A 25,521-nucleotide genomic window follows, 5' to 3' on the forward strand; every position below is an offset into this window, starting at 1 on the left:
TCAAATTACTTGTGATAATTAACTATATTCTATATTATGCTCTAAAATCCTTCTTTAAAACAGTTTAGAAAAACTTAAATTTGCCCTTTTTTTCTTTTGAAGTAGTTTCACCACTAGCTTCCATAAATAACTTAAGAGCTTCTTTTTGTTTCTCGTTTAGAGTTTTAGGAACATCAACTATAACTTTTACATATTGATCTCCTCTTCCCGAGCTGTTAACTCTAGAAATACCCTTTCCTTTTAGTCTAAACACAGTTGCTGATTGTGTTCCAGCTGGTATTGTATATTTTACGTCACCATCAATAGTAGGGACTGTTATTTCTGTTCCTAATGCTGCTTTAGGGAAACTTATATGGGTATCCATGTAAATATCAAAACCTTGTCTCTTAAACTGTTTACTTGGAATAACCTTTATATTTATATATAAATCTCCTGCTGGTCCTCCATTTTTACCATGCTCTCCTTGACCCCTAAGAGGTATCACGTTGCCAGTATCCACACCCGCTGGTATATTAACTGATATTTTTCTTCTTTTTCTTACACTTCCCGAACCGTGACAATCTGGGCATGGATCTGTAATTATTGTTCCTTTGCCTCCACATTTATCACAGGAGGTTTCAGTTACAAAACTTCCAAGTGCAGTATTCCTCTGAACTCTTATTCTACCTGAGCCTCCACATTTATCACACTTTTTAGCCGATGTTCCAGGCTTTGCTCCTGTTCCATGACACGTTTCACAAGCTTCATTTCTAGTTAAATTAATCTCTTTTTTAACTCCAAAGACTGCTTCTTCAAAAGTCAAAGTAATAGTATATTCAAGATCATTTCCTCTTTCTGGAGCATTAGGATTTCTTCTTGCTCCTCCGCCTCCAAAACCTCCGCCAAAGAATGAACTAAATATATCTCCAAGGTCGGAAAAATCGCCGAACCCTCCTTGAAAATCGCCAAAGCCCCCGCCTGCGCCATTAAAATCGGCTGTTCCAAATCTATCATAATTAGCCTTTTTTTCTGGATCCGACAAAACTTGATAGGCTTCATTTATCTCTTTAAATTTTTCCTCAGCCTCTTTGTTCCCTCTGTTCTTGTCAGGATGATACTTTATTGCAAGTTTTCTAAATGCTTTTTTTATTTCGTCTTCTGAGGCTCCTTTTTGAAGCCCAAGTACTTCATAGTAGTCTTTTTTTGCCATCCCTTTCACCACCCAAAATCTACAATTATATTACTAAATCTTCGTTAACTCAAAATTAAGGGAAGGGTAAAAACCCATTCCCTTACATTCAGGAAACAAATTAAGTTTTCAAACTAAATTAAACATTCAATCACTCTTAACATTGGTTTCCCTTTAATTATACTTATAAATTAATTTTTTTCAAATATTTTTTTATTTATCATTATCAACTTTAAAATCTGCATCAACTACATTATCATCTCCGCCGTGACCTGCTCCAGCTCCTGGATTTGCTCCTGCATTTCCAGCTCCTGCAGCATTAGGATCTCCCTGTGGAGCTGCTCCTGGATTTTGTTGATAAATTTTAGTAGTTACTGCATACAAAGCTTGAGTTAAATCTTCTGATGCTTTCTTTATAGCTTCTGTATCGTCACTATCTTTAATTTTCTTAAGAGCTTCTAATTTTGAATCGATATTAGTTTTATCCTCAGCAGCTACTTTATCTCCAAGATCTTTTAATGTTTTTTCGGTCTGGAAGATCATTTGATCTGCATTATTTTTAACTTCTATTTTTTCCTGCTTTTTCTTATCTTCTTCTGCAAATTTTTCTGCATCCTTTACAGCCTTATCTATTTCTTCATCTGTTAAGTTTGTTGAAGCTGTAATTGTGATATGTGATTCTTTTCCTGTTCCCTTATCTTTAGCAGAAACATTTACTATACCATTTGCATCTATATCAAAGGTTACTTCTATTTGAGGTATTCCTCTTGGAGCTGGTGCTATTCCATCAAGAGTAAATCTTCCAAGGCTCTTATTGTCAGCAGCCATTTTTCTTTCACCCTGTACTATATTAATTTCAACTGATGGCTGATTATCTGCTGCTGTTGAGAATACCTGACTCTTTCTTGTAGGTATTGTAGTGTTTCTAGTTATTAATGGAGTTGCAACTCCTCCTAAAGTTTCTATTCCAAGAGTAAGAGGTGTAACATCAAGAAGAAGTACATCTTTAACATCTCCTGTTAAAACTCCTGCCTGTATTGAAGCTCCAACTGCAACACATTCATCAGGATTAACTCCCTTTGAAGGTTCTTTTCCTGTAAACTGCTTAACTGCCTCTTGAACAGCTGGAATTCTTGTTGAACCACCGACAAGTACTACTTTATCTACTTCATTTATTGAAAGTCCTGCATCGTTAAGTGCTTTCTTCATTGGCTCTATTGTTGCTTGAACTAAATCATGAGTTAATTCATTAAATTTAGCTCTAGTTAAATTCATATCTATATGCTTTGGACCTGTTGCATCTGCAGTTATAAATGGAAGATTTATGTTAGTCTGCATTGAAGATGATAATTCTATTTTTGCTTTTTCAGCAGCTTCTTTTAATCTTTGAAGTGCCATTTTGTCGTTTCTTAAATCTATTCCATTTTCTTTCTTAAACTCTTCTGCAATGTAATCCATTATTTTCTGGTCGAAGTCATCTCCACCTAGACGAGTATTACCATTTGTTGATTTAACTTCAAATACTCCATCTCCAAGTTCAAGTATAGATACATCAAATGTACCACCACCAAGGTCATAAACAAATATCTTCTGGTTTGTATCCATTTTATCAAGACCATATGCAAGTGATGCTGCTGTTGGTTCGTTTATTATTCTTAAAACTTCAAGACCAGCTATTTTTCCTGCATCCTTTGTTGCTTGTCTTTGGCTGTCATTAAAGTATGCTGGAACAGTTATAACTGCTTGAGTAACTGTTTCTCCTAAATAAGCTTCTGCATCAGCCTTTAATTTTTGAAGTATCATTGCTGAAATTTCTTGTGGTGTATAATCTTTTCCATCTATTGATACTTTATGGGATGTTCCCATTTCTCTCTTTATAGATATAATTGTCTTATCAGGGTTTGTTATTGCTTGCCTTTTTGCAACCTGACCTACAAGTCTTTCTCCATTTTTCTGAAATGATACTACTGAAGGAGTAGTTCTTGCACCCTCAGCATTAGCTATAACAACAGGTTCTCCACCTTCCATAACAGCCACACATGAATTTGTTGTTCCTAAATCAATACCTATAACTTTTGACATAATAAAAACCTCCTATATATTATTAGTTTGCTACCTTTACCATACTATGTCTTAATACCTTATCTCCTCTTTTATATCCCTTTTGAAGAACTTCAACTATTTCACTTTCTCCATAGTTTTCATCTTCAATATGCATAACAGCATTGTGGAAATTAGGATCAAATGTACCTTCACCTGGTATTTCCTCAACACCGAGTTTCTCAAGAGCACCTTTAAACTGCCTTATTGTCATATCAATACCTTTTTTTATATCTTCAGCATTTCCATTAGCTGTAGCAGCTCTCTCTAGATTATCTAAAGATGGAAGCATTTCATTTATCACATCACTACATGCATCAGTATATATGCCTTCTTTTTCTTTAGCAGTTCTTTTTCTATAATTTTCATATTCTGCTGTTAGTCTTAAAAGCCTATCTTTAATAGTTCCAAGTTCGTTTGATAACTTTTCATTTTCATCTTTTAATTTAGAATTTAATATTTTCATATCTTCTAACTCTTTCTTTTCAGGAGCTTCTTTCTTTTCTTCTTCTCCCTCTATTTTTTTCTCCTCATTTTCTTGGCTCTCTTTTAAGACTGACTCATCTTCTTCTAAAACTTCATCTTTATTTTCTTGAGCTTTTTTATTATCTTTTTTATTATTTTTCATCAACTTCACCTCTTGCTTTATTCATCATTATCATATAATCTAGTTAAATTATCGTTGATTTGATCAACAACTTCCTTTATAACTCTTATAACATTAGAATAAGGTATCCTTGTAGGTCCAATAACTCCAATAGACCCAAATGGTCTTCCATTCACACCGTATACCGATGAAATTATGCTGCATTCCTTAGCCTCAAAAACATTATTTTCATTTCCTATGCTTATGGTAAATCCATCTGAAGCACCAAAAAGATTTTTAATTATTTCATTGTTTCCTACAAGTGAAAGAAAATCTCTAACCTTTTCAATATCCCTAAACTCAGGATAATTGAATATGTTTGTCGTTCCTTCCATATAAACTCTAGATGAATCTGATTGCTTTAATATAGTGTATATATTTGTAATTATAGACGAGAATATATCTTCATAACCTCGCAAATCATTTTTAAGGTTATTTATTACTTCTAAATTTATCTCTTCTATAGTAAGACCTTTTATTCTTTCATTAATTAAAGCCGTCATTTTCATTAAGTTTTCATCACTAACACTCTTTGATATTCTTATAATACTATCTTTAATAAATCCATTATCAGTTATTATTACGCATAATACACTGTTTGAAGAAACATTAATAAGCTGTATGGATTTTATATAACTTTTATCAGCTGATGAAGCTTTAACTATACATGTAAGCTTAGTCATATCAGAAATTAAGGACATAGCCTGCTTGATAATTTTGTCAACTTCAAAAAGAGCTTCATCAATTATCTTTGCTTTTATTATCATCTCTTCCTCTGGTGATATTCTAGGTACTTTCATAAGCTTATCTACATAAAGTCTATATCCCTTATCAGAAGGTTTTCTTCCTGAAGAAGTGTGAAGTTGTTCTATATAGCCCATATCCTCAAGATCCGCCATTTCATTTCTTATAGTGGCAGAACTTATACCTAAATCATATTTTTTTGCAATAGTTCTTGATCCTACAGGCTCACCAGTGCTTATATAGTCATTTATTATTGCTTGAAGGATTTTAAGTTTTCTTTCCTCCATTTCCATATTCTCACCTCTTTATTAGCACTCACCTTGTTTGAGTGCTAATGACTATGTTTATAAAATAACACCTTGATTTGTATTTGTCAATACATCTTACTTTACGCAAAAATCTCATTTTTAAGCTTATAAGTTAAATATCAAAAATATTTTTATTTTTTGCTTGTTTTTCTCTATTTTTCTTTAAATATCATCATAGAATAAAATCAGACATTATAGAATTAGAAATATGCACTGCTTCTTCTGTTAAAAAAATTTTATCACTTTGAATTTTAATAAGTCCTAAACTTTCATATTTCCTAATTACAGAACCATATATATCAAAAATATTAATATTATATCTATTTTTAAAATCACTTATTCTTATTCCATCGGTCTTCCTGAGTCCTAAAAACATGAACTCTTCCATATTTTCCTCTTTGCAATTTTTATGCTTTTCAATTGATGCATCTAAACCACTTAAAATTTTCTCAATATATCTTTTTACATTATCCTCATTTTTATTCCTTATACCGTTAAAATAAGAATGAGCAGAGGCTCCACAGCCTATATACTCATCCATACTCCAATATATTAAGTTATGCTTGCACTCTTTATTCTCTTTAGAAAAGTTTGATATTTCATACTGTTTATATCCGTTCTTCTTTAAGAACTCCACAGTAAAGTTATACATTTTAACTTCAACTTCTTCTTCTGGAAGCACCAATTTTCCTTCTTCATTCATTTTATAAAATGGAGTTCCTTCTTCAACAATAAGACTGTAGCACGAAATATGCTCTGGTTTTAATATATTTACCGTCTCTAAAGTCTCTTTCCACTGATTAAAGCTCTGCTTTGGAATAGCAAACATTAAATCTATATTTATATTTTCAAATCCAATGTCTCTTGCCATCTCAAAGCCTTTTAAAAACCCACTAAAGTTATGAATTCTTCCCAAACTTTCCAAAAGTTCATCTTGACACGCTTGAAGCCCTATGCTTATCCTATTTGCACCGGCGCTCCTTATGATTTCAAGCTTATCCCTATCAAATGAACCCGGATTACATTCAACTGTAAACTCACAATCTTCATATTTATTAATTTTGCATAAAGTTTCTTTTAAAATTTTCCAGGCTTCCATGGACAAGTAGCTTGGAGTTCCTCCTCCAATAAATATAGTGCTAAATTTTTTACCCTTACACTTGTTTTCCATTTCAATGCACAATGCTCTAGCATAATCAATCATATAATTTTCCATAGAACAATAAGATGGGAAATCACAATACAAGCATTTCCTTTTACAAAAAGGAATGTGTATATATAAACCTAAGTTTTCCATAAATTAATCCACCTTCAGTATGGACATAAATGCTTCCTGAGGAATTTGAACACTTCCAACCTGTCTCATTCTCTTTTTTCCTTCTTTTTGCTTTTCAAGAAGCTTTCTCTTTCTAGAAATATCTCCACCATAGCACTTTGCAAGAACATCTTTTCTCATTGCCTTTACAGTTTCTCTTGCTATAACTTTTCCACCAACTGCCGCTTGAATAGGTATTTCAAACAGCTGCCTTGGTATAATTTCCTTTAATTTTTCAGCTATAGCCCTTCCTTTTCCGTAAGCCCTTTCCTTAGGAACAATCATTGAAAGTGCATCCACTACTTCTCCATTAAGCAGCAAATCCAGCTTTACTAATTCTGTTTTTTCATATCCATTAAGCTCATAATCAAAAGATGCATAGCCCTTTGTTCTTGACTTTAACGCATCAAAAAAATCATATATTATTTCATTTAAAGGAATTATATAATTTAACATAACTCTTGTGGTTTCTATATACTGCATGTCAATAAAGTTGCCTCTTTTATTCTGGCAAAGCTCCATAACAGCTCCAACATAATCAGAAGGAGTAATTATTTGTGCCTTTACAATTGGTTCCTGCATATAATCTATTTCCGTAGTTTCTGGAAGATTAGCAGGATTAGTAATATCTATAAGTTCTCCGTCTGTTTTCTTTATCTTATAAACAACTGATGGCGCTGTAATTATAATATCAAGATTAAATTCCCTTTCTATTCTCTCCTGTATTATTTCCATATGCAAAAGCCCAAGAAAACCGCATCTAAATCCAAAGCCAAGTGCTACAGAAGTTTCTGGTTCAAAATTTAAAGCTGCATCATTTACTCTGAGCTTTTCAAGTGCATCTTTTAATTCTGGATATTTTGCTCCATCTACAGGATATATTCCACTGTATACCATTGGTATAGCAGGTCTATAACCTTCAAGCCTTTCACTTGCTGGGTTATCCGCATCTGTCATGGTATCTCCAACTCTTGCATCTCTTACATTTTTTATGGATGCTGTAACATATCCAACATCTCCTGCTCTTAATTCGTCAACCTTAAGATAATCAGGAATAAAAACACCAACCTCTGTAATTTCATATTCTTTGTTAGTGGCCATAAGCTTAGCTTTTGTTCCAGCTTTTATAACTCCATCAATTACTCTTACATGGCATACTACACCTCTATAGCTGTCATAATATGAATCAAATATAAGTGCCTTTAAAGGTTTATTCTCATCACCATTAGGACATGGTATTTTTTCTACTACAGCTTCAAGTACATCCTGAATATTAAGTCCAGTTTTTGCTGAAATAAGCGGTGCATCCTGAGCCTCTATTCCTATTACATCCTCTATTTCGTTTTTCACCTCATCTGGTCTCGCACTTGGTAAATCTATCTTATTTATAACAGGCACAACTTCTAAGTCGTGGTCTACTGCCATATAACAATTTGCTAAGGTCTGAGCCTGTATTCCTTGAGTAGCATCTACCACAAGTACTGCTCCCTCACAAGCAGCCAAACTCCTTGATACTTCGTAGTTAAAATCTACATGACCTGGAGTATCAATCAAATTAAGAGTATACTCTTCTCCATCGGAGGGTCTTTTATATATGAGCCTTGCAGCCTGTGATTTTATAGTAATACCTCTTTCTCTTTCTATATCCATATTATCAAGAACCTGCTGTTCCATTTCTCTTTCTGTAAGAGTTCCCGTTATCTCTAAAAGCCTATCTGCAAGTGTTGATTTTCCGTGATCTATGTGTGCAACTATACAAAAATTCCTTATATGTTTTTGCCTATTACTCTGCATGCTGCAAATCCCCCTTTAATATTATAATTGCATTTAAAAAACATCCATCTAACTTTTAAATATTATTTTCAAACGTTTATAAATCAAAATAAATTATAGCATATATAGAAGGTTTTTTGTCAACAATAGAAACTTTTACAGTTTGTTCATTGTAGTTTTTAGATTTTTTAAACTATTTTCTATATTTTTATTAAAAGTTGTTTCAAATGCATATGTTTCCTTTTCAATTTCTTTAAACCTTAAGCTTACTTCATTTTCATAATTTAAAAATGCATTATTTATATTTGTAAATTTGTTTTCAAGTGTAAATGTAATTTCATTGTTAATATAAAATTTATAATTCTCAGTTTCTATTCTTGCATCAAAAGGATTGGATCTAAAAAGTATTCTAACTTTAGGAACATAAACTTTTTCAATAACCTCAGAAATCTTATTTTTTTCTTTGCTATTTTCATCTTTATTTTCCAAATAGTCAAGATGCTTTTCCATATCATCTAAATTGTAATCGTTAGTCTTGCTCATTAAATCTTGTTTACTTTTTTTTATATGTAAATCATTGCAATATATATTTCTATTTAGTTGTACATTATTAATGCAAATTGAAACTAGGGTTATGATCACTAATATACTTATAAAAATTACTTTTAACTTTTTTGTCATAAATAAAAAAAGCACCTCCTAATTATAAGGATGCACTTTTTTCAATTTATTATTCATTTTTTTCCATTTAAATACTCTGCAATAATTCTAGCTATATATTTTTGTGTAGCCTTTGCTTCATCTAAAGTATTTACTTGAGAACCTATTTCAATCAAAAATGCATTATTGCTTTTTGCCTGATTAAAATAATTTGTACCATAATCATATGGATATATTCCACTTCCAATACACAGCTGAGGAAAATATTTATTTGTAATTGAAAGAAGTCCGTTAACTAAAGCTATATTTTTACTGTAATGAGGATTCTTCCTTGCCATTACAAACATAAATTTAGCAACGTTTTCTCCATTTATTTTAGCAGTAACAGCATCTTTACTAGGGCTAGAATCCCTATGCATATCAATTATCATTTTAAAGTCACCATATTTCTTTAAATACTTATCTAAGGTTTCTCCAGAACGTGTATAACTTTTAGTATATACTGCATTATGAAGTGTTTTATCGTTTATTGCAGATATTCCATAATTTTGTTCAAGTTCCTTTACAAGTTCATCTCCAACAGCACATACATTATGATCATCATCAAAATCATCTTCATTGTAAGGCTTATAGCTTTCGGTGGTATGGCTATGATATATCAAAACTTCTGGTTTAGATTCATCTAATGTTTTCTTTAGCTTAGGATCGTATGCCGCAGAAGTAGTACTCTTTGAATCACTCGATGTTTTATCTCCTGCTGACTCTTTTGATATATCACTGCTATTTAGGCTAAAATCGCCAGTGTCACCATTATCCTTATTATCATTAAATGCCATTTTACTTTCTGATACGTCACCATTAAAGCAGGATACTTCCTTTGATAGTATTTTTTCAGGATTATATATATCTACTCCAATAAGTGATAATGCCAAGTTCTTTATAGAATAACTATTTTCACTCATATCTTCTTCATCAAAGTTTAAAACTTTGACTGATGGTAGTGCATAATTAATTATTTGAATATAAGCTACATTATTTCTAGAATTCTTCTTATCCGCTCCTGCTTTAACTGTATTAAAAATGCACATAAAAATTAGCAGGTTTATCAAAAGCGTAAATATACTTATTTTTACTATAAGCTTATCTTTATCTCCGTTAATCAATCTTTTATAATACATCACCACATCCCTCCTATATAAAATATACTTGGAAAATGTGATTTTATTACAATAAAATTATATAGCACTCAGCCTATATATTTACTTATCTCCTTAAGTTCAAGTGCTGGCTGAAGTGCAACATTTATTCCCGTTGATATCACTTTAGATAAAACATCTACTACCATATCTACTTCCTTAGGAGTAACCATTAAGTTTCCTATATATGGATCAAGTATCTCGTGTATCATTTTTTCCTTTTCTGATTTATCAATCTCCTTTAGCATATTGTAAAAACCACTACCCTTTGTAGCCGCACCAGTCATCTCTTCTATAACAAGATCTATAGTATCATTAGCCATAGTAGCAGCATCCACTACAGTAGGAACGCCTATAGCCAAAACCGGTATTCCCAATGTTTTTTCGCTTATTTCCATCCTTTTATTTCCTATTCCAGACCCAGGAGATATTCCAGTGTTTCCTATTTGAATGGTTGAATTTACTCTTTCCATCTTTCTTGACGCCAAAGAATCTATGCATATTACGAGATTAGGCTTTATTCTATCAACTATACCTCTTATTATCTCACCTGTTTCCATGCCCGTTATGCCTAAAACTCCTGGAGCAATACCGCATACAGGTCTTATACCTTCATCTATGCTGTCTGGTATGTACTCCTTTAAATGCCTTGTAATCATAATTTTAGAGATAACCCTAGGTCCAAGTGCATCAGGCGTAATGTTCCAATTTCCAAGGCCTACTACTAAAGCTGTCATATCCTCACGAAAATTCGTATTCTTAATAATCTCTAGTATTTCCTTGCCTAATATTTTACCTACTCTATCAATATCTTCTTGTTCATAATTGGTAAGCTTAGGTATATCTAATGTAATATATGTTCCTTTAGGCTTATTTAAACTTCTTTCTCCTTCATCATTTTTTATATCCACTCTTGTAATTTTAACATCATCTTCTGAACTGTTTTCTACTGCAACTCCATCTATAGCACCTTTTTTATTTTCCTTAGAATATATTTCTGTAGCCTCGATAGCAAGGTCAGTTCTAATGCTAATCATATTAAATCCTCCTTAGTTACACATTAATTTATCTTTATTTTTCCTTAATTCACTTATACTATTCTTAAATTGTATAAATTTCACTTGATAAATCTCTCCATTAATGCTATAATGGCTTTTGTTAAACGTTAAATATGGATGTTACTTATACGCAGATTTCCCCAAAGCTGTGTGGTTATATAAAATTTGAGGTGGTGAAAAAATGGCAAATATAAAATCAGCTAAAAAAAGAATAAAAGTAATCGAAACAAAAACTCTTAGAAATAAAATGGTTAAGTCAGCTTTAAAGACTTACATAAAGAAATTCGAAAGTGCTGTTGAAGCTAAAAATGTTGAAGAAGCTACAAAAGCTTATAAAACAGTTTCTGTATCTTTAGATATGGCTGCTTCTAAAGGTATAATTCATAAAAATAAAGCTGCAAGAAAAAAGTCAAGATTAGCTTTTAGATTGAATGCTTTAAACGCATAGAAAAAAACCGGTTTATCCGGTTTTTTATTTTTGATTTTTTATAAGTACTGCTTTTAAACTCATCTCAAAATCGCTATATTAATTATTAAAAGCTCCATTTTAAACTTTGCCTCTCCAGATAAGCTCTTGAGTTCTTTTTCCGTACTTAAACACAGATCAATTGCCTTTACAAGCTTGTTTACACTAAAGTTCTTGCATTGATTCATCATTTTATCACATATGTATATGTTTAATCTCAATTCCTTAGAAAGAGCTTCTTTACTTTTCCCTTTTTCCATGCCTATTCTTAAATTAAGCATTATTCTAAATTGCCTTTCTATCATATATAGTATAACGCTGGCTTTTTCCCCTTTAAACATGATTTCATTTAATATTTCAATGGCCTTTTCTGGTTTTGATTGAGATATAAAATCAACCAGGTTAAATATGTCATTGCTCTCCTTAGGATGGCATAATAATTCTATATCATCATGAGTTATATCCCTATCTTCCGCATAGCAACACAATTTTTCAGCTTCATTAATTATAATATCAATATTATCGTCTACCTTACTGCAAAAAAAACTCAGTTCTGCTTTACCTATGCTCTTACCCTTACTTTCAAAAATTTCCTTAGCTTTTTTTTGAAGTCCCAATCCTTTAAGCTTTGAAAATTCAACTATACAAGCTTTTTTTTCAAAACTTCTTATTTTCTTTGTAATTTTTTCTCTTGGATTATCAAATACATAATACATTATAAAGATACTTTGCTCAGGAATCTTAGTTATATAATCTTCAAGCCTCTTTAATATATCTTCTCCATTTTTATTAAAGTTTTTTGAATTGTCTCCCAAGAAATTTGCCCTATAAACTACCACAACTCTTTTTTCACTCATAAAAGGCACTGTTTCAAGAGCGTTATATATTGAATCAAAATCTACAGTACTTCCGTCAAAAACATCATAGTTTAAACTTATAAAATCATTATTTACAAGCTTATTTGTAATCTTTTTTATATAATCCTTAATGAGCTGTTCATTAAATCCAAACATTATATATGAATTTTTAAATTTTCCCTTTTTTATTTCATCATCTAGCTCTAGGTAATTTACCAATCTTATTCACCCCTTAAAACTAATATCTTGCCAAAAATAATAAACGCCGAAGCTTTTGTTTTATATAAATCATATTTCTGAGCCTTACTCATTTTAATTATACCATATCCACTTAAATAACTTCTTCTATAAACTATATTATCACCGTCGCTTTGAAATATCTTTTTACCATCATCGTAAATTTTAACATCATTCCTTAGGCTATCTACTAATACTTTATAATTTTTATTTACAATAAACGTTTTATAATTATAAACAAAATTATTTACGTTAAACCTATTTTTGATTTCATCTTCGTCTTTTTCACTTTTAGTGCAGCCATTCATAACTGCTACAGCTTTATCTTTGTAATTTACTATTAAAGCACTGCCTTTTTTTAGTGCAACATAGCTTATTTTAGGGAAAAAGCAGCAGCTTGAAAAAACAACACTAATGAATATAACTATAGGAAAATATTTAAACTTCTTATGTCCATTTAAGTAAACAGCAAAGCTTATAAGTATAAATATAAGCGCAATTCCTGTAAAACTTGTTACATAAGTTACAGCTGGAGTAACAATAAGTAAATCATCTATGACTCCATCTAAAGCTTTTAAAATAATATCAATGCAATTACACAATATAGAAAACAAATAGTTAAATTCAAATAAAAATATTCCTGCATTTCCAAGTAATACAATTAAAGAGTATACTGGTACAACTATAAGATTTCCAAGTATAAAGCCCCCGCTAAAACTGTTCAATACTAAAAGGCAATAAGGAACAGAAAAAAACTGTGCACTTAAAGTAACACTTAAAGCGTCATTTAATTTTTGAGGAAGCTTATACAGCCCTCTCCTTATTTTTTTATAAAAAATTATTATTCCTAAGGTAGCAAGATAAGAAAGATCAAAACCTATGTTTAATAAATAATATGGGTATAATATGAGCATAATAAGAGCTGAAAAGGCTAAAGAAGCCAAAGCATTATAATTTCTATATATTTTGTAAGATAATTTTACAATAGCTATCATTATAAATGATCTAACGGTAGCTGGTAAACTCCCTGTAAATACTACATATGCTAATGAGACTATAAGGGCTGGAAATATACCCAAAAACTTTTCCATAACCATATATATAACACCTATATGCATTCCAGATACACTTACAGCATGTATTATACCAAGTGTCTTTAAACTGTTTTTATATTCACTGCTTAAATTTGAAGTATCTCCAAAGCAAAGAGACATAACAATCCCTGCATTATCCTCTCCCATTTTCTCCTTATACCTTTCATATATCCTTCTTCTAAAATCATATATGTGAGAAATAAAATCCTTTTTAATATATTTAATTTTTTTGATATTAAGTTCTCCTATTACCCCATTATCATAATCTATATCTTTATTGAATTCGCAATAAACTTCTACCAAATCTCCGACGTTTACTTTATTTAAGCTTCCCTTTAAATTAAAGTTTCTCCCCGAATAACTTCCTTCACCATAATATTTATTTTTGCTATTTATTCTAACTTCTAAAGTCACCTGTTTTGGAATGTTAACATTAAAATATAAATAGGAACTTGCAAAACCAATACCTGTAAATAGAATGCATATAACAAGAAATTTTTTATCTACATTAAAATATAATATTACAAAAAAAGATGCAGCTATTACTGCACCTAATAAAATATTATAATTTAGTATAATATATGATAAAATTCCTATTATAGTGCTGATACAATAAAATACAAGTGGATTACTCATAAGTAAAACACACCTCCACCTTTTAAATTGTAACCACCACTATAAAGTTTAATCATTAATATAAATGTCTAAGAAAATATCTTTTTAATTGCTAGCAAAACACCTTCAGCTAAAAGCACTACCCCTAATACCTGTAATTCATATAAATTTAGAGCATTAATTCCCATGAGAACCTTACCTGCACTAGTAAATAAGAATAAGCTTTCTACAGCAATATTAGCAAACATAAAAATATAAAAATGCGAATTTTTTTCAAATTTATTTACAAAAACATATATAATACTTGAATAAATCATACTGTATAAAATAAAATTTTCAGTACCTGCTATATGTTTATAATCTGAAAGAAAATAGTATCCAGAGAAACTAGCAGCCAATATAAATACGCTACTTAGCAAAATTGAAAATATATTTATATCCCATAAATTATCTTTTTCAACCTCATAATCATATTCAACAGAAACCTTAGTATAATTTGATAATACAGCTATTCCATTTAAATTAAAACAAATAAATATCATCCACACAATTCCATACACATTAAAAGGCATACTCTTATTTTGCAGAGAAAATATAAGCAATACGAGCATAATACAAATATCCCCTAATATTATATTTCTAATCATATCTCTTATGGATACTATTAACCTCTTACTATTCTCTATTATTTTTAATATTTTTCCAAAATCATTTTCTTCAAAAAATATATCACTAAGCCTCTTTACTATTTTATTGCACTTTTTTCCAGAGGATATAAATAAATTTGCCTCTTTTAGTATTGGAAGTTCCGTAAGCTTAGAACCACTTATAATAATGTTATGTCCAAAATCCCTTAGCGTTTTAACAATCTTTTCTTTATTTTTATTTGAAACTCTAGAATACATGCCAATCTTCTCAACATGCCTCTCAAATTCATCGTTTAGCATATTTTCAAGTTCAATACCAGATATTACTGTATTTCCCTCTCTCAAAATACCCGTTTTATTTCCTACAGATAGTGCTGTAAGCTTACCATCTTCAGTAAATATAACAGGCTTAATCTCATCATTTCTACACCTTTCGAGAGTATATTTAAAATCATCTTTTATTGGGTTTTCAAAACCTATTAACCCTGCAAAGACAAAATTACTCTCTATATTTTCATTTTCACTAGGTTTATAGTTAAAATTTCTATAGGCAAAGGCCATAACATATAGTGAATCACTGCTCATTTGTATATCTGCCAATTTTATCTTGTTTATGATTTCATCTGTAATTTCTCTTTCTGTACCATTAATCATAACATGAGTACACTTCTCCAGAATAACATCTAGTGCACCTTTTGCATTTGCTCTATACTTTCTATCTATCTTATTAACGGTTGTTTTTATTCTCTTATCAGCGTCATAAGGTATTTCAAAAATTCTCTTAATTCCTTTAACCTCAAAAATGTCAATGCCTCTTCTTTCCACATAATCTAAAATAGATCTTTCTACAATATTCAATGCAGTATGAGAATAATCTTTAGGATTGTAATCATTACACAAAATACCTATATTCATTATTCTTTCTATGTTATCTGTCCACACCAAATCCTTGTCAGCAGTTTTTAAATCCGTATTATCGTATATACTTTTAATAAACATCTCATTTTTAGTAAGAGCATCCTCTTTTTCTATACAAATTACATTTACTTGAGATAATTCTTCTATTATGGATAAATTTTTCAGCACGATCTTATCTTTTTTTAAATACTGCTTAGAAATATAAAATATTTCAAATAAAATAAAGGTGATTTCTATAGGCATTCCAGACATGCATATCAGTGCACTTTCATAAATACCTTCGTAGGAGGCTTTTTTATATATAAGTAAACATACTGCTACCAAAAAAGAAATCATAGTAAAAACATTAATGGTCTTTTTAACTCTATCAGTTATAAAATTCCTATTGTTGCCTGCATTAAAAAATGAATCCATTATCTCGCCAAATTCAGTATTCATGCCTACAGAAACAACTACACCTTCTCCTTCTCCAGACACAACCACTGAAGATTTAAAAAGCATATTTCTCATTTCAGATATAGGTATGTCGTCTCCCCCTATTTTAGCCGAAAATTTCTCTACAATACTTTCATCTCCTGTTATATTAACTTCATTGACCATAAGCTTATCACAATCAATTATTCTAATTTCTGCTGGAATTATATCCCCTTTAGAAAAAGTAATAATGTCACCTACTACTACTTCTTCGGCAGTAAGTCTTGTAAGCTTTCCTCCTCTTAATACATTACACACACTATAATTAAGTTTTTCAATATTTTTTATTTCTTTATATTTTCTATAATAAGTATTTATCATAATAGCTAAATCCAAAAGCATAAAAACAATCATAAGTAAAAAAATATCTAACTTTCCCAAATAAATAAATACTCCAGAAATTATTATAAGCAGTGCAATCCATGGCTTAAACATTTCCCTTAAGGTACTTAAAATAAATTTTTTCTTACTTATTTCAATTATTCTATTATTTCCGTAAGTTTCTCTATTAGAAACAACTTCATCAGAATTGAGTCCTCTTATGCTATTACTCTTAAATAGCTTGACCACATCAACTGCAGCTAAACCATACCAATCAGCAATCATTTAATCCCCCCCAGTAAAACATACATATACTAATATCGTAATTCTTCTTAATATCTTTATTTTTTAGCTGATTTTTTAACTAACTTTTTAATTTATTTCAACATATTTGCTAAAACTTTCTCCTCTCTTAGGTCCTATCGCCTTTTTTAAATCCTCAACAGAATTTATTTTACCACCATTCTTCTCTCTATACTCAATTATTTTTTTCGCCATCCCTTCTCCAATTCCTTTTATCTTTTTGTTAACAATATCCTGCTCCGTTGCAGAATTAATATCAATTTTTTCTACATCACCTTCACCCACAGTAGTTTTACCATTTGTACTGCTTTCACTTGGTGAACTCACACTAATACTTTTTTCTCCCTTTGCCTTTACATATATATTTGCTCCATCGCTTACCTTTGCAGCTCCATTCACACTATATTTGTCTGCTTTATCTGTAAATCCACCTGCACAATTAACCAGCACCTCTATTCTATCATCAGAATTAAGAGAATACACTCCAGGTTTATTTACTTCGCCATAAATTTGAGCCTTAATTTCTTTTTTAGAAGTTTTAGTATCATTAGAGTTTTCTTTTTTACTGTCACTTTTGACAAAAGAATCTTCAATTTTAAAGTCATTATCAGTTTTGTTTTTATAAGACATATATCCTATACACAATATTCCTACAAAAATAACTAAAATTATAATAGATCCTATTAATTTCTTTTTATTTTTCATCGTAACCACCATCATTTTCATAATATTTAGTCTTATCTTAAATTTTTATGGTATGTATAGATAAGCAACTTTAAAATTTCAAGTTCTAAGTTTATCCTAAAAAAACAGTATTCAACTTAGAGTACAGAGTACAATTAACAGCATAAACTTGGTATTGTAAATTTAAATCTTTCACGTTGTCTATCTTTATACAATCCGTAATAAAAAATTTTAAATTTTATTATAATTATTACCAAATAAAATGAACTTTAAGCACTTTTTTGCTATAAGTGAGTTTTTTTGATATACTATTAACATAATCATTTTTAGGAGGTCATTATGAAAAAAATAGCATGCGCTATATTTATTTTAATAACGCTTACTTTAAACATAGGTTTTGAAACTTATGCTGCAACAGCACCACCATCAGTTAGCTCTGATAATGCAGTTTTAATAGATGGAAAAACAGGTGAAGTTTTATATGATAAGGGCATGAATTCCCCTTTTCCACCAGCTTCAACAACAAAACTTATGACAGCTTTACTAACACTTGAAAATTGCAAACTCGAAGATACCTTCACTGTAAGCAATGATTTTCTTACTAAAAATTCAAAATACATAGATGGTAATAGAATATACATAGAAAATGGTGAACAACTTAAAGTTAAAGACTTGCTATACTCGCTACTTTTAATGTCTGCAAACGATTCTGCTGTTGCACTTGCAGATCATATAAGCGGTTCTGTACCAGAATTCGCTAAACTTATGAATAAAAAAGCTAAAGAAATAGGGTGTACTAGCACTAATTTTGAAAATCCTAACGGTTTATATGATGGCAAACATAGATCTTCAGTAAAGGATCTTGCTTTAATGATGAAGGAACTGCTTAAATATCCTGACTTTACTAAAATATCAACTACATTAGTATATGAGATGTCACCTACAAATAAATTTAATGCTGATAAAACAAAATCAACGAGAAAATTTTGGAATGAGGATAAACTATTATTCAAGCAATCAAGTGCTTACTATGAAGGTGTTCTAGGTTCTAAATCAGGATATACAGTTCAATCGTTTCATTCTTTTTCTGCAGCAGCTTCTAGAAATAATTCAACCTTTATAGTTGCTTTTCACGGCAAAACGAAAACCTTTTACGAAGATACTAAAACTTTACTAAACTATGCATTTAATAATTTTGAGGATAAAAAATTGTTTTCAAAGGGAGATGTTGTTGCCTATTATAATTTGAATGGAACAAAGATTCCCCTTGTTGCAGCTGATGATTATTATTATGTTATTCCAAAAGGGACTCAATATAAGCCTCAATATTCCATAAAAAAAGGTTCAATAAAAAAAGTAAGTTTTAACAAAGGAGCCGAGCTACTAACATTGAAACCTAAACTTAACAATAAAGATTTGCCTGATTTAAAACTTATAAGTGGTACCAATTACAAGCTTAATACTATTGAAACAAATAACTCATATAATAACTCATTGTATATTATATTGGCAGTTTTTTGCCTTATACTGATAATTGGATGTCTATTTACATTTTTTAAGATTAAAGCTAAAAGAGCAAATAAAAACATATATTATTAAAAAAAATAGTATTAAGGAGAAAAGAATAATTGCTTTCCTCCTTAATACTATTTTTTCAGCTTACTTACAAGCTCTTTCATATCATTAGGCAGTTCAGTTTCGATATCTATTATTTTTCCGGTCCTTGGATGTGGAAATTGAAGCCTATATGCATGAAGCGCCTGCCTGTTTATATATTCCTTTTCTTCAATTCCATAAAGAGAATCACCATATATAGGATTTCCCATGCTACTTAAATGAACACGTATTTGATGTGTTCTTCCAGTCTCTAGAGCCAGCCTTACCATTTCTCCACCTTCGTATTTTTCAATAACCTCATAATGTGTTATACTTTTTTGTCCTCTATCATCTATTGTCCTCTTTAGTGAACCTCCTTCTTCTCTATAAATAGGCTTATCTATGGTTCCGCTTTCAGGTTTTAGGCATCCATGAACTATAGCTATATACTCTTTTTTAAAGCTCTCTTTAATCATATCCCTAGCAAGTGCCATGTGAGAAAATTGATTTTTGGCTATTAAGACGAGCCCTGAAGTATCCATATCCAGCCTATTTACAAGTCTTACTATACAATTTTCTCCTTTTTCTCTGAAGTAGTATATAAGCCCATTGGACAACGTTCCACTTTGATAACTCTTTGTAGGATGTACCACCATTCCTGGTGATTTATTCACGACAATAACATCAACATCTTCATACACAACATCTATATCCATCTTTTCAGGTTCTACATTTTGACTTTCATTTTTCGTAACTTCAATTTCAATCTTATCTCCATGCTTTAACTTATATGAAAGCCTCACAATTTCTCCATTTACAAAAAGCCTATTATCAAATGCTGCACCCCTTACAAATCTTGTTGAAAATCCTTGAACTCCTTTTAAATAGTCTTTTATTTTATGCCCTTCATATTGCTTTTCTACAAAAAAACTAAGTTTACTATCCATCTAAAAAGCCTTCCTATTCCTTAAAGTCTTCACCTATAATTATAATAACATCAAATTTCTCAGACTTATTATTGACCAGCTCGGTATTTTCAATTCCAATTTTACTTTTAATTTGGGAAGCAGTGCTCTCATCAACACCATACAAGGTTACCCTAGTTTCCTTTACTGGCTTTTTCGATGCATTGCCTGTAGTAATATTAGTAAATCCATTTCTTATAAGCTGATCCTTATATCGTTTTGCAAGTCCACCTGTTTCAGTTCCATTTAAAACTTCTATCTTTAAGCTTTTAACATCAGCACTTTTAGTTTCAGATTCTCTACTTTTATCATCAACTATCTGGCTACTGCCTTTAGGATCACATACAAAATATGAAACTCCGCCTATATACATAGCTGTTCCCTTTATAGTACTCATATTAATGTTGCTTTTATCTACTTTTAAAGCTGCTAGTCCATACTTTACTATATCTGAAACTGCCATATTAGTTTTTGTATTTTTAGCAATTGCTTTAAGTATTGATGGCAATTTAAATATTGCTCTTTTAGTCTTTAATTTTTGAACTACTGCTTCCATAAAATTATGTTGAGATTTTATTCTGCCAATGTCTCCTTCAGCAAATCCTGTTCCATCATTATTTTTTCTCCACCTAAAAAACTCTTCTGCTTTCTCACCATTTAAATGCTGTTTTCCTTTATTAAAATGGATATGCAAATTTTGAGCAGGATCATCATAGTTCATTTCATTTTCAATATCTACATCTATTCCTCCAAGAGAATCTATTATGCTTCTAAATGCTGCATAATCTACCTGCATATAATAATTTATATTTATACCAAGAATGCCTTGAACTTCATCTGCAAGAAGTTTAGCCCCACCTATTGGCACAGCAGAATTAATTTTAGCATTTTTTCCGTTAATTTTTATTTTTGTATCTCTTGGTATAGAAATAAGCTTAATAGTTTTAAGATTTGGATCGTAACTAACAACCATAATTGTATCTGTTCTCTGTGAAGCATTATCAATTCCAGCTTCTGAGCTTCCTATATCAACACCAGTTAATAAAAAATTTACATTTTCTTTTCCTTCCGGTTTAGAAGCTTCTAAATTTATATCTTTTGAGTTAGTTTTCATAGCTGATAGAGATATATAAGAAAAACCAATAACGCCCACAACCAAACATACTAGCACAACAGAAATGGTAATAAGCGATTTTTTTACTGTATTTGAACTTCTCACTACATACACCTACTCTTTATGACAAATCATATAATTTCTAGCTTCTACAGTATCTAAATGAATTAGCATGCCTCTTTCTATAACATACTTTATTGTTTGGTCGAAAGAAATAAGCATTGCTTCATCTAAATTATTATTTACTGCCTCTCTAAGCTCATTTACACCCGGAAAATCTCTTAGTGGTTCTACATAGTCGGCTATGTAAATAATTTTTTCAAGCAGTGTCATATTTTTCTTACCAGTAGTATGAAACCTTACGGCATTTAATATTTCTTCATCATTTATTCCCATTTTATTCTTAGCTATTATACTGCCAGCAAGTCCATGAGCAATGCCTGGGTTTTCAAGTTCCACTTCATTTAAAACGTAACCTGCCTCAGTACATATGTCCACTATTTCTTTAGCTTCCATATTTTTAGCACAATCATGAACAAGCCCAGCAGTACTGGCTCTTTTAACATCACAGTTATATTTTTCTGCAAGCCTAACTGCAGTATCTCTAACACTTAAACTATGTTCAAATCTGCTTTGTTTAAGATTCTTTTTTAAATACTCCATAATTTCATTTTCTGTCCACATAATTAACACCTCAAATATAAAGTTTATTATTTTTTATTATAGCATAAACTTCCTTAGGTACTAAATACTTTATTTCTTCATGCTTACTTACTTTTTTTCGTATTTGTGTAGAGGATATATCTAAGAGTGGTATATCTATAAATATTATATTATGCTTATATTTGCTTTCAACTTCATTTTTTTTCTTCATAATATCAGCTTTATTATATCCAGGTCTATTTAATACAACAACCTTGCTAAGTTCAAATATTTTGCTTGGATTTTTCCACTCGTCAATATACATTAAACAATCTACCCCAGTTATAAAAAATAGTTCTGTATTCTTCTCAACTCCGTTTATATATTCAAGAGTTTTATAAGTATAACTATATCCTTTTTTATCTATTTCATACCTGCTAACCTTAAATTTTTCTTCACCTGTTATAGACTGTTTTATCATATCATATCTAATTTCAGGTGAAGTTATCACTTTATCACTTTTATGAGGTGGACTTCCCGCCGGCATAAATATAATCTCATCAAGTTTAAGCCTGTATAAGCTCTCATAAGCTATATTCATATGACCGTTATGAAAAGGATCAAAAGTACCTCCTAAAATTCCCTTTCTTTTCATTGTATCCCTCTTCATTAAACTTATATTTATTGAGGAATTTCTATTTTAGGCTTTTTCTTGGATTTTCTGTATAAAACCAATTTTCTTCCTATAGCCTGTATTCCCTCACTATTTAATTTGCCGCATATAACATCACTTGCTTCTCTAGGTGTAAACTCACTATTTTCAAGAATATTTATTTTAATTAGCTCTCTTGCTTCAAGTGCATCATCTATTTGCTTTAAAAAAGTTTCATCTATTCCATTCTTCCCTAATTGAAAAATTGGATTTATAGTATTTGCCATACTTCTTAAAAATGCTCTTTGTTTACCAGTTAACATAAAAATCCTCCTAAAGTAAAAACTCAAATTCAAAATCATTTAATCTAACTAAATCGCCATCTTTTATTCCAAGTTCCATAAGTTCATTCATTATTCCCTTATTCTTTAATACCTTATGGAAGTATCTAAGTGAATCTGGCTCATTTACATTTACACTATTTAAAAGTCTATCAACAAAGCTACCTTCAACAATATAACAATTATCTTCTTTTCTAATGGTATAAGTGAATTTCTTATCCTCTGGTATAAACTTATCTTCTTCTGATATTTCTATATCAGTTACAGGTATTGTACTTAAAATTCTAGCACTTTCCTTTATAAGTTCATCTACACCAAGCTTAGTAGCTGCTGAAATTTTAAATACATTCTTGTAGCCTAATTTAGAAACCTTATCTTTAAATTCTTCAAACTGCTTATCATCATAAAGCATATCGCTTTTATTAGCTGCAACTATTTGAGGTCTATCCCAAAGCTTCACATTGTATTTTTTTAATTCCTCATTTATTTTTAGAAAATCTTCAAAAGGATCTCTTCCTTCAGAAGCTGAAATATCGACAACATGGATTAAAAGCCTAGTTCTTTCAATATGTCTTAAAAATTCAAATCCAAGTCCAACTCCTTCAGCAGCCCCCTCTATAATTCCAGGTATATCTGCCATTACAAAACTATTTATGCCTGGCAAACTTACAACTCCAAGATTAGGTGTGATAGTTGTGAAATGGTAATTTGCAATTTTAGGTCTTGCTTTTGATACCACTGAAAGAAGCGTTGACTTTCCTACGTTTGGAAAACCAATAAGACCTACATCTGCAAGAAGCTTTAATTCAAGCTTTATCCATCTATCTTCTCCTGGCATTCCAGGTTCTGCAAAATTAGGTGCCTGTCTTGTAGGAGTACAAAATTTCACATTTCCTTTTCCGCCTTTTCCACCCTTTGCAACAACAAATTTATCTCCTTCATGGGCAAGATCCGCCATAATTTTATCGCTTTCGAAGTCTCTTACAACTGTTCCCATAGGAACTTTTATGTATAAGTCTTCTCCATCTTTTCCATAACACTTTGACCCTCCACCGTTTTCTCCATCTTTAGCTGCATATTTTCTTCTATATTTAAAATCAAGAAGAGTAGTCATATTAGGTTCAACTGTTATTATTACACTTCCGCCTTCTCCACCGTCGCCGCCATCAGGTCCTCCAAGTGGAATGTACTTCTCTCTTCTAAAAGAAATAGCTCCATCTCCACCCTTACCTGATTTAACCAATATTTTTGCTGTATCTATAAACATTTTTCTCACCTTTTACCTTTTAATTTTAATTAGTAGCTTTATTTAAAGATAAACCGCTCTAAAACTTGAAATCAATTTGTACCCAAATACCCGTCTTCTAGGCATTTAGTGACACATGGATTTCAATAGCTGAAGCAGCATATCTATATAAGAATTTTGATATTATATATTATAACCATTAGTTACATAACTTTTATCAATATTCTTTTAAATCATAGCTTTATTATCTTCATTTTCAGGGATTTTTATCAGCAAAATTCAAGAGTTTTAAAAAAGCACCCTTTAAATTAGGGTGCTCTTACTATTCTGCTACGCTTTCTTCAGCAGCAACTGGATAAACACTTGCTACTTTTTTAGATCTACCTACTCTTTCAAACTTAACTATACCATCAACTTTAGCAAAGAGAGTATCGTCTCCACCTCTGCCTACGTTTGCACCAGGATGAATTTTAGTTCCTCTTTGTCTAACAAGTATATTGCCAGCTAAAACGAACTGTCCATCTGCTGATTTAGTTCCAAGTCTTTTAGATTCACTATCTCTTCCGTTCTTTGAACTACCTACTCCTTTTTTGTGCGCACACAACTGAAGGTTTATTATTCTCATATAACTACACCTCCTCCAAGGTTATATTCATATATTCTCTATAAGTTAATTCCAAATTTTTAAGACCTATAAATGTAGTCTCCATCAAAACTTGAGTCTTTTTAATTTCACTCGAAGCTAGATTTTCTAGATTTAAAGCTATGTATCCTTCTTCTACGGTACATTTCACTTTTAATTTTAATACTTCTTCAATTCCAAGTATGCATATCTGACCTAAAAGTGACACTCCGCTGCACGCTATATCATCATATATCATGTTAGTTTCAGGATCATAATTGTCATTACTTTTCTCAAAGCTTTTAGCATTGCGGTCTGCATGACCTCTTATAATATAAGAAACAAGCATCCCATCTTTTTTCTTAAAAGTTATATCAATCATAATTATGCTTCAATCTTTTCTACTACAAGTTTAGTATAAGCCTGTCTGTGTCCATGTTTTCTTCTGTAGTCTTTCTTTCTCTTGTATTTAAATACAATAACTTTTTTAGCTTTTCCTTGTGCTGCAACTTTAGCAACAACTTTAGCTCCTTCAACTACAGGTTTTCCAACTACTATTCCATCTTCTTTTTCAACTAAAAGAACATTTCCTAATTCTACACTTGAATCAACTTCAGCTTCAAGCTTTTCAACGTAAATTACGTCTCCTTCTTGAACTCTGTATTGCTTTCCTCCTGTAACAACTACTGCATGCATTAATAAAACACCTCCTCATATACGGTCTCGCCAGTGAGGGTACACTTTTACGTGTTTAATAAA

Annotated in this window: 24 protein-coding genes; 2 read left to right on the forward strand and 22 right to left on the reverse strand. The window is 30.8% G+C overall.

Annotation, left to right across the window (positions count from 1 at the left end):
- Positions 1-64 precede the first annotated feature (64 nt).
- The 9 genes from dnaJ to gpr form a co-directional block, all read right to left on the reverse strand.
- Positions 65-1,189, reverse strand: coding sequence for a molecular chaperone DnaJ (gene dnaJ, locus ACJDT4_RS12175; RefSeq protein WP_406787845.1), 1,125 nt, complete (start codon positions 1,187-1,189; stop codon positions 65-67).
- Between the two features lie 192 nt (positions 1,190-1,381).
- Positions 1,382-3,250 (reverse strand): molecular chaperone DnaK, encoded by a 1,869-nt coding sequence (gene dnaK, locus ACJDT4_RS12180; protein ID WP_406787846.1) that lies wholly within the window; start codon positions 3,248-3,250, stop codon positions 1,382-1,384.
- A gap of 22 nt (positions 3,251-3,272) precedes the next feature.
- On the reverse strand, positions 3,273-3,896 hold the full coding sequence (grpE, locus tag ACJDT4_RS12185) for a nucleotide exchange factor GrpE (RefSeq protein WP_406787847.1): 624 nt from the start codon (positions 3,894-3,896) through the stop codon (positions 3,273-3,275).
- A gap of 17 nt (positions 3,897-3,913) precedes the next feature.
- Positions 3,914-4,951 (reverse strand): heat-inducible transcriptional repressor HrcA, encoded by a 1,038-nt coding sequence (hrcA, locus tag ACJDT4_RS12190; RefSeq protein ID WP_406787848.1) that lies wholly within the window; start codon positions 4,949-4,951, stop codon positions 3,914-3,916.
- A gap of 187 nt (positions 4,952-5,138) precedes the next feature.
- Complete coding sequence (gene hemW / locus ACJDT4_RS12195) at positions 5,139-6,263, reverse strand: radical SAM family heme chaperone HemW (protein WP_406787849.1); 1,125 nt, start codon at positions 6,261-6,263, stop codon at positions 5,139-5,141.
- Positions 6,264-6,266: 3 nt separating this feature from the next.
- Positions 6,267-8,075 (reverse strand): translation elongation factor 4, encoded by a 1,809-nt coding sequence (lepA, locus tag ACJDT4_RS12200; protein ID WP_406787850.1) that lies wholly within the window; start codon positions 8,073-8,075, stop codon positions 6,267-6,269.
- A gap of 135 nt (positions 8,076-8,210) precedes the next feature.
- The gene (locus tag ACJDT4_RS12205; RefSeq protein ID WP_406787851.1) at positions 8,211-8,735 is read right to left on the reverse strand and encodes a hypothetical protein; all 525 of its coding nucleotides are present in this window, start codon (positions 8,733-8,735) and stop codon (positions 8,211-8,213) included.
- Positions 8,736-8,788: 53 nt separating this feature from the next.
- The gene (locus tag ACJDT4_RS12210; protein ID WP_406787852.1) at positions 8,789-9,892 is read right to left on the reverse strand and encodes a stage II sporulation protein P; all 1,104 of its coding nucleotides are present in this window, start codon (positions 9,890-9,892) and stop codon (positions 8,789-8,791) included.
- A gap of 68 nt (positions 9,893-9,960) precedes the next feature.
- Complete coding sequence (gene gpr, locus ACJDT4_RS12215) at positions 9,961-10,947, reverse strand: GPR endopeptidase (protein ID WP_406787853.1); 987 nt, start codon at positions 10,945-10,947, stop codon at positions 9,961-9,963.
- 202 nt (positions 10,948-11,149) lie between these two features.
- On the opposite strand from gpr, the gene rpsT reads away from it, so the two are divergent.
- Positions 11,150-11,416, forward strand: a complete 267-nt coding sequence (gene rpsT, locus ACJDT4_RS12220) for a 30S ribosomal protein S20 (protein ID WP_406787854.1) — start codon at positions 11,150-11,152, stop codon at positions 11,414-11,416.
- Between the two features lie 59 nt (positions 11,417-11,475).
- Here the strand turns inward: rpsT and holA are convergent, their stop codons facing one another.
- From holA to ACJDT4_RS12240, 4 genes are all read right to left on the reverse strand, one after another.
- Positions 11,476-12,510, reverse strand: a complete 1,035-nt coding sequence (holA, locus tag ACJDT4_RS12225; protein WP_406787855.1) for a DNA polymerase III subunit delta — start codon at positions 12,508-12,510, stop codon at positions 11,476-11,478.
- A 2-nt stretch (positions 12,511-12,512) separates the two neighbouring features.
- The gene (locus ACJDT4_RS12230; protein ID WP_406787856.1) at positions 12,513-14,258 is read right to left on the reverse strand and encodes a ComEC/Rec2 family competence protein; all 1,746 of its coding nucleotides are present in this window, start codon (positions 14,256-14,258) and stop codon (positions 12,513-12,515) included.
- A gap of 68 nt (positions 14,259-14,326) precedes the next feature.
- Positions 14,327-16,882 (reverse strand): P-type ATPase actuator domain-containing protein, encoded by a 2,556-nt coding sequence (locus ACJDT4_RS12235; protein WP_406787857.1) that lies wholly within the window; start codon positions 16,880-16,882, stop codon positions 14,327-14,329.
- Between the two features lie 87 nt (positions 16,883-16,969).
- A complete protein-coding gene (locus ACJDT4_RS12240; RefSeq protein ID WP_406787858.1) occupies positions 16,970-17,605 on the reverse strand; it encodes a helix-hairpin-helix domain-containing protein in 636 nt (211 codons plus the stop codon).
- Positions 17,606-17,923: 318 nt separating this feature from the next.
- Here ACJDT4_RS12240 and ACJDT4_RS12245 point away from each other — a divergent pair, with 318 nt between their 5' ends.
- On the forward strand, positions 17,924-19,183 hold the full coding sequence (locus tag ACJDT4_RS12245; RefSeq protein ID WP_406787859.1) for a serine hydrolase: 1,260 nt from the start codon (positions 17,924-17,926) through the stop codon (positions 19,181-19,183).
- Between the two features lie 47 nt (positions 19,184-19,230).
- Here ACJDT4_RS12245 and ACJDT4_RS12250 read toward each other — a convergent pair whose 3' ends face one another.
- The 9 genes from ACJDT4_RS12250 to rplU all read right to left on the reverse strand — a co-directional run bounded on the left by ACJDT4_RS12250 (position 19,231) and on the right by rplU (position 25,458).
- Entirely contained in the window at positions 19,231-20,127 is an 897-nt protein-coding gene (locus tag ACJDT4_RS12250) for an RluA family pseudouridine synthase (protein WP_406787860.1), read from the reverse strand.
- Between the two features lie 13 nt (positions 20,128-20,140).
- Positions 20,141-21,364: an LCP family protein gene (locus ACJDT4_RS12255; RefSeq protein WP_406787861.1), complete on the reverse strand. Its 1,224-nt coding sequence runs from the start codon at positions 21,362-21,364 to the stop codon at positions 20,141-20,143.
- Positions 21,365-21,373: 9 nt separating this feature from the next.
- Complete coding sequence (gene yqeK, locus ACJDT4_RS12260) at positions 21,374-21,943, reverse strand: bis(5'-nucleosyl)-tetraphosphatase (symmetrical) YqeK (protein ID WP_406787862.1); 570 nt, start codon at positions 21,941-21,943, stop codon at positions 21,374-21,376.
- A gap of 10 nt (positions 21,944-21,953) precedes the next feature.
- Positions 21,954-22,556 (reverse strand): nicotinate-nucleotide adenylyltransferase, encoded by a 603-nt coding sequence (nadD, locus tag ACJDT4_RS12265; RefSeq protein WP_406787863.1) that lies wholly within the window; start codon positions 22,554-22,556, stop codon positions 21,954-21,956.
- A gap of 26 nt (positions 22,557-22,582) precedes the next feature.
- Positions 22,583-22,876 (reverse strand): ribosome assembly RNA-binding protein YhbY, encoded by a 294-nt coding sequence (gene yhbY, locus ACJDT4_RS12270; RefSeq protein WP_406787864.1) that lies wholly within the window; start codon positions 22,874-22,876, stop codon positions 22,583-22,585.
- A gap of 10 nt (positions 22,877-22,886) precedes the next feature.
- Positions 22,887-24,161, reverse strand: a complete 1,275-nt coding sequence (gene obgE, locus ACJDT4_RS12275) for a GTPase ObgE (RefSeq protein ID WP_406787865.1) — start codon at positions 24,159-24,161, stop codon at positions 22,887-22,889.
- 301 nt (positions 24,162-24,462) lie between these two features.
- Positions 24,463-24,765 carry a 50S ribosomal protein L27 gene (rpmA, locus tag ACJDT4_RS12280; protein ID WP_406787866.1) on the reverse strand — a complete coding sequence of 101 codons (303 nt, stop codon included), beginning with the start codon at positions 24,763-24,765 and terminating at the stop codon, positions 24,463-24,465.
- A gap of 4 nt (positions 24,766-24,769) precedes the next feature.
- Entirely contained in the window at positions 24,770-25,144 is a 375-nt protein-coding gene (locus tag ACJDT4_RS12285; RefSeq protein ID WP_406787867.1) for a ribosomal-processing cysteine protease Prp, read from the reverse strand.
- 2 nt (positions 25,145-25,146) lie between these two features.
- The gene (gene rplU, locus ACJDT4_RS12290) at positions 25,147-25,458 is read right to left on the reverse strand and encodes a 50S ribosomal protein L21 (protein ID WP_053241922.1); all 312 of its coding nucleotides are present in this window, start codon (positions 25,456-25,458) and stop codon (positions 25,147-25,149) included.
- Between the last annotated feature and the right edge of the window lie 63 nt (positions 25,459-25,521).

Origin of the sequence: Clostridium neuense (assembly GCF_045310695.1) — a bacterium.
GTDB lineage: Bacteria > Bacillota > Clostridia > Clostridiales > Clostridiaceae > Clostridium_S > Clostridium_S neuense.

Bases quoted from the DNA above. Each gene is read 5' to 3' on its own strand.
- dnaJ (WP_406787845.1), bottom strand. From the start codon at position 1,189: ATGGCAAAAAAAGACTACTATGAAGTACTTGGGCTTCAAAAAGGAGCC.
- dnaK (WP_406787846.1), bottom strand. From the start codon at position 3,250: ATGTCAAAAGTTATAGGTATTGATTTAGGAACAACAAATTCATGTGTG.
- grpE (WP_406787847.1), bottom strand. From the start codon at position 3,896: ATGAAAAATAATAAAAAAGATAATAAAAAAGCTCAAGAAAATAAAGAT.
- hrcA (WP_406787848.1), bottom strand. From the start codon at position 4,951: ATGGAAATGGAGGAAAGAAAACTTAAAATCCTTCAAGCAATAATAAAT.
- hemW (WP_406787849.1), bottom strand. From the start codon at position 6,263: ATGGAAAACTTAGGTTTATATATACACATTCCTTTTTGTAAAAGGAAA.
- lepA (WP_406787850.1), bottom strand. From the start codon at position 8,075: ATGCAGAGTAATAGGCAAAAACATATAAGGAATTTTTGTATAGTTGCA.
- ACJDT4_RS12205 (WP_406787851.1), bottom strand. From the start codon at position 8,735: ATGACAAAAAAGTTAAAAGTAATTTTTATAAGTATATTAGTGATCATA.
- ACJDT4_RS12210 (WP_406787852.1), bottom strand. From the start codon at position 9,892: ATGTATTATAAAAGATTGATTAACGGAGATAAAGATAAGCTTATAGTA.
- gpr (WP_406787853.1), bottom strand. From the start codon at position 10,947: ATGATTAGCATTAGAACTGACCTTGCTATCGAGGCTACAGAAATATAT.
- rpsT (WP_406787854.1), top strand. From the start codon at position 11,150: ATGGCAAATATAAAATCAGCTAAAAAAAGAATAAAAGTAATCGAAACA.
- ACJDT4_RS12230 (WP_406787856.1), bottom strand. From the start codon at position 14,258: ATGAGTAATCCACTTGTATTTTATTGTATCAGCACTATAATAGGAATT.
- ACJDT4_RS12235 (WP_406787857.1), bottom strand. From the start codon at position 16,882: ATGATTGCTGATTGGTATGGTTTAGCTGCAGTTGATGTGGTCAAGCTA.
- ACJDT4_RS12240 (WP_406787858.1), bottom strand. From the start codon at position 17,605: ATGAAAAATAAAAAGAAATTAATAGGATCTATTATAATTTTAGTTATT.
- ACJDT4_RS12245 (WP_406787859.1), top strand. From the start codon at position 17,924: ATGAAAAAAATAGCATGCGCTATATTTATTTTAATAACGCTTACTTTA.
- ACJDT4_RS12250 (WP_406787860.1), bottom strand. From the start codon at position 20,127: ATGGATAGTAAACTTAGTTTTTTTGTAGAAAAGCAATATGAAGGGCAT.
- yqeK (WP_406787862.1), bottom strand. From the start codon at position 21,943: ATGTGGACAGAAAATGAAATTATGGAGTATTTAAAAAAGAATCTTAAA.
- nadD (WP_406787863.1), bottom strand. From the start codon at position 22,556: ATGAAAAGAAAGGGAATTTTAGGAGGTACTTTTGATCCTTTTCATAAC.
- yhbY (WP_406787864.1), bottom strand. From the start codon at position 22,876: ATGTTAACTGGTAAACAAAGAGCATTTTTAAGAAGTATGGCAAATACT.
- obgE (WP_406787865.1), bottom strand. From the start codon at position 24,161: ATGTTTATAGATACAGCAAAAATATTGGTTAAATCAGGTAAGGGTGGA.
- rpmA (WP_406787866.1), bottom strand. From the start codon at position 24,765: ATGAGAATAATAAACCTTCAGTTGTGTGCGCACAAAAAAGGAGTAGGT.
- ACJDT4_RS12285 (WP_406787867.1), bottom strand. From the start codon at position 25,144: ATGATTGATATAACTTTTAAGAAAAAAGATGGGATGCTTGTTTCTTAT.
- rplU (WP_053241922.1), bottom strand. From the start codon at position 25,458: ATGCATGCAGTAGTTGTTACAGGAGGAAAGCAATACAGAGTTCAAGAA.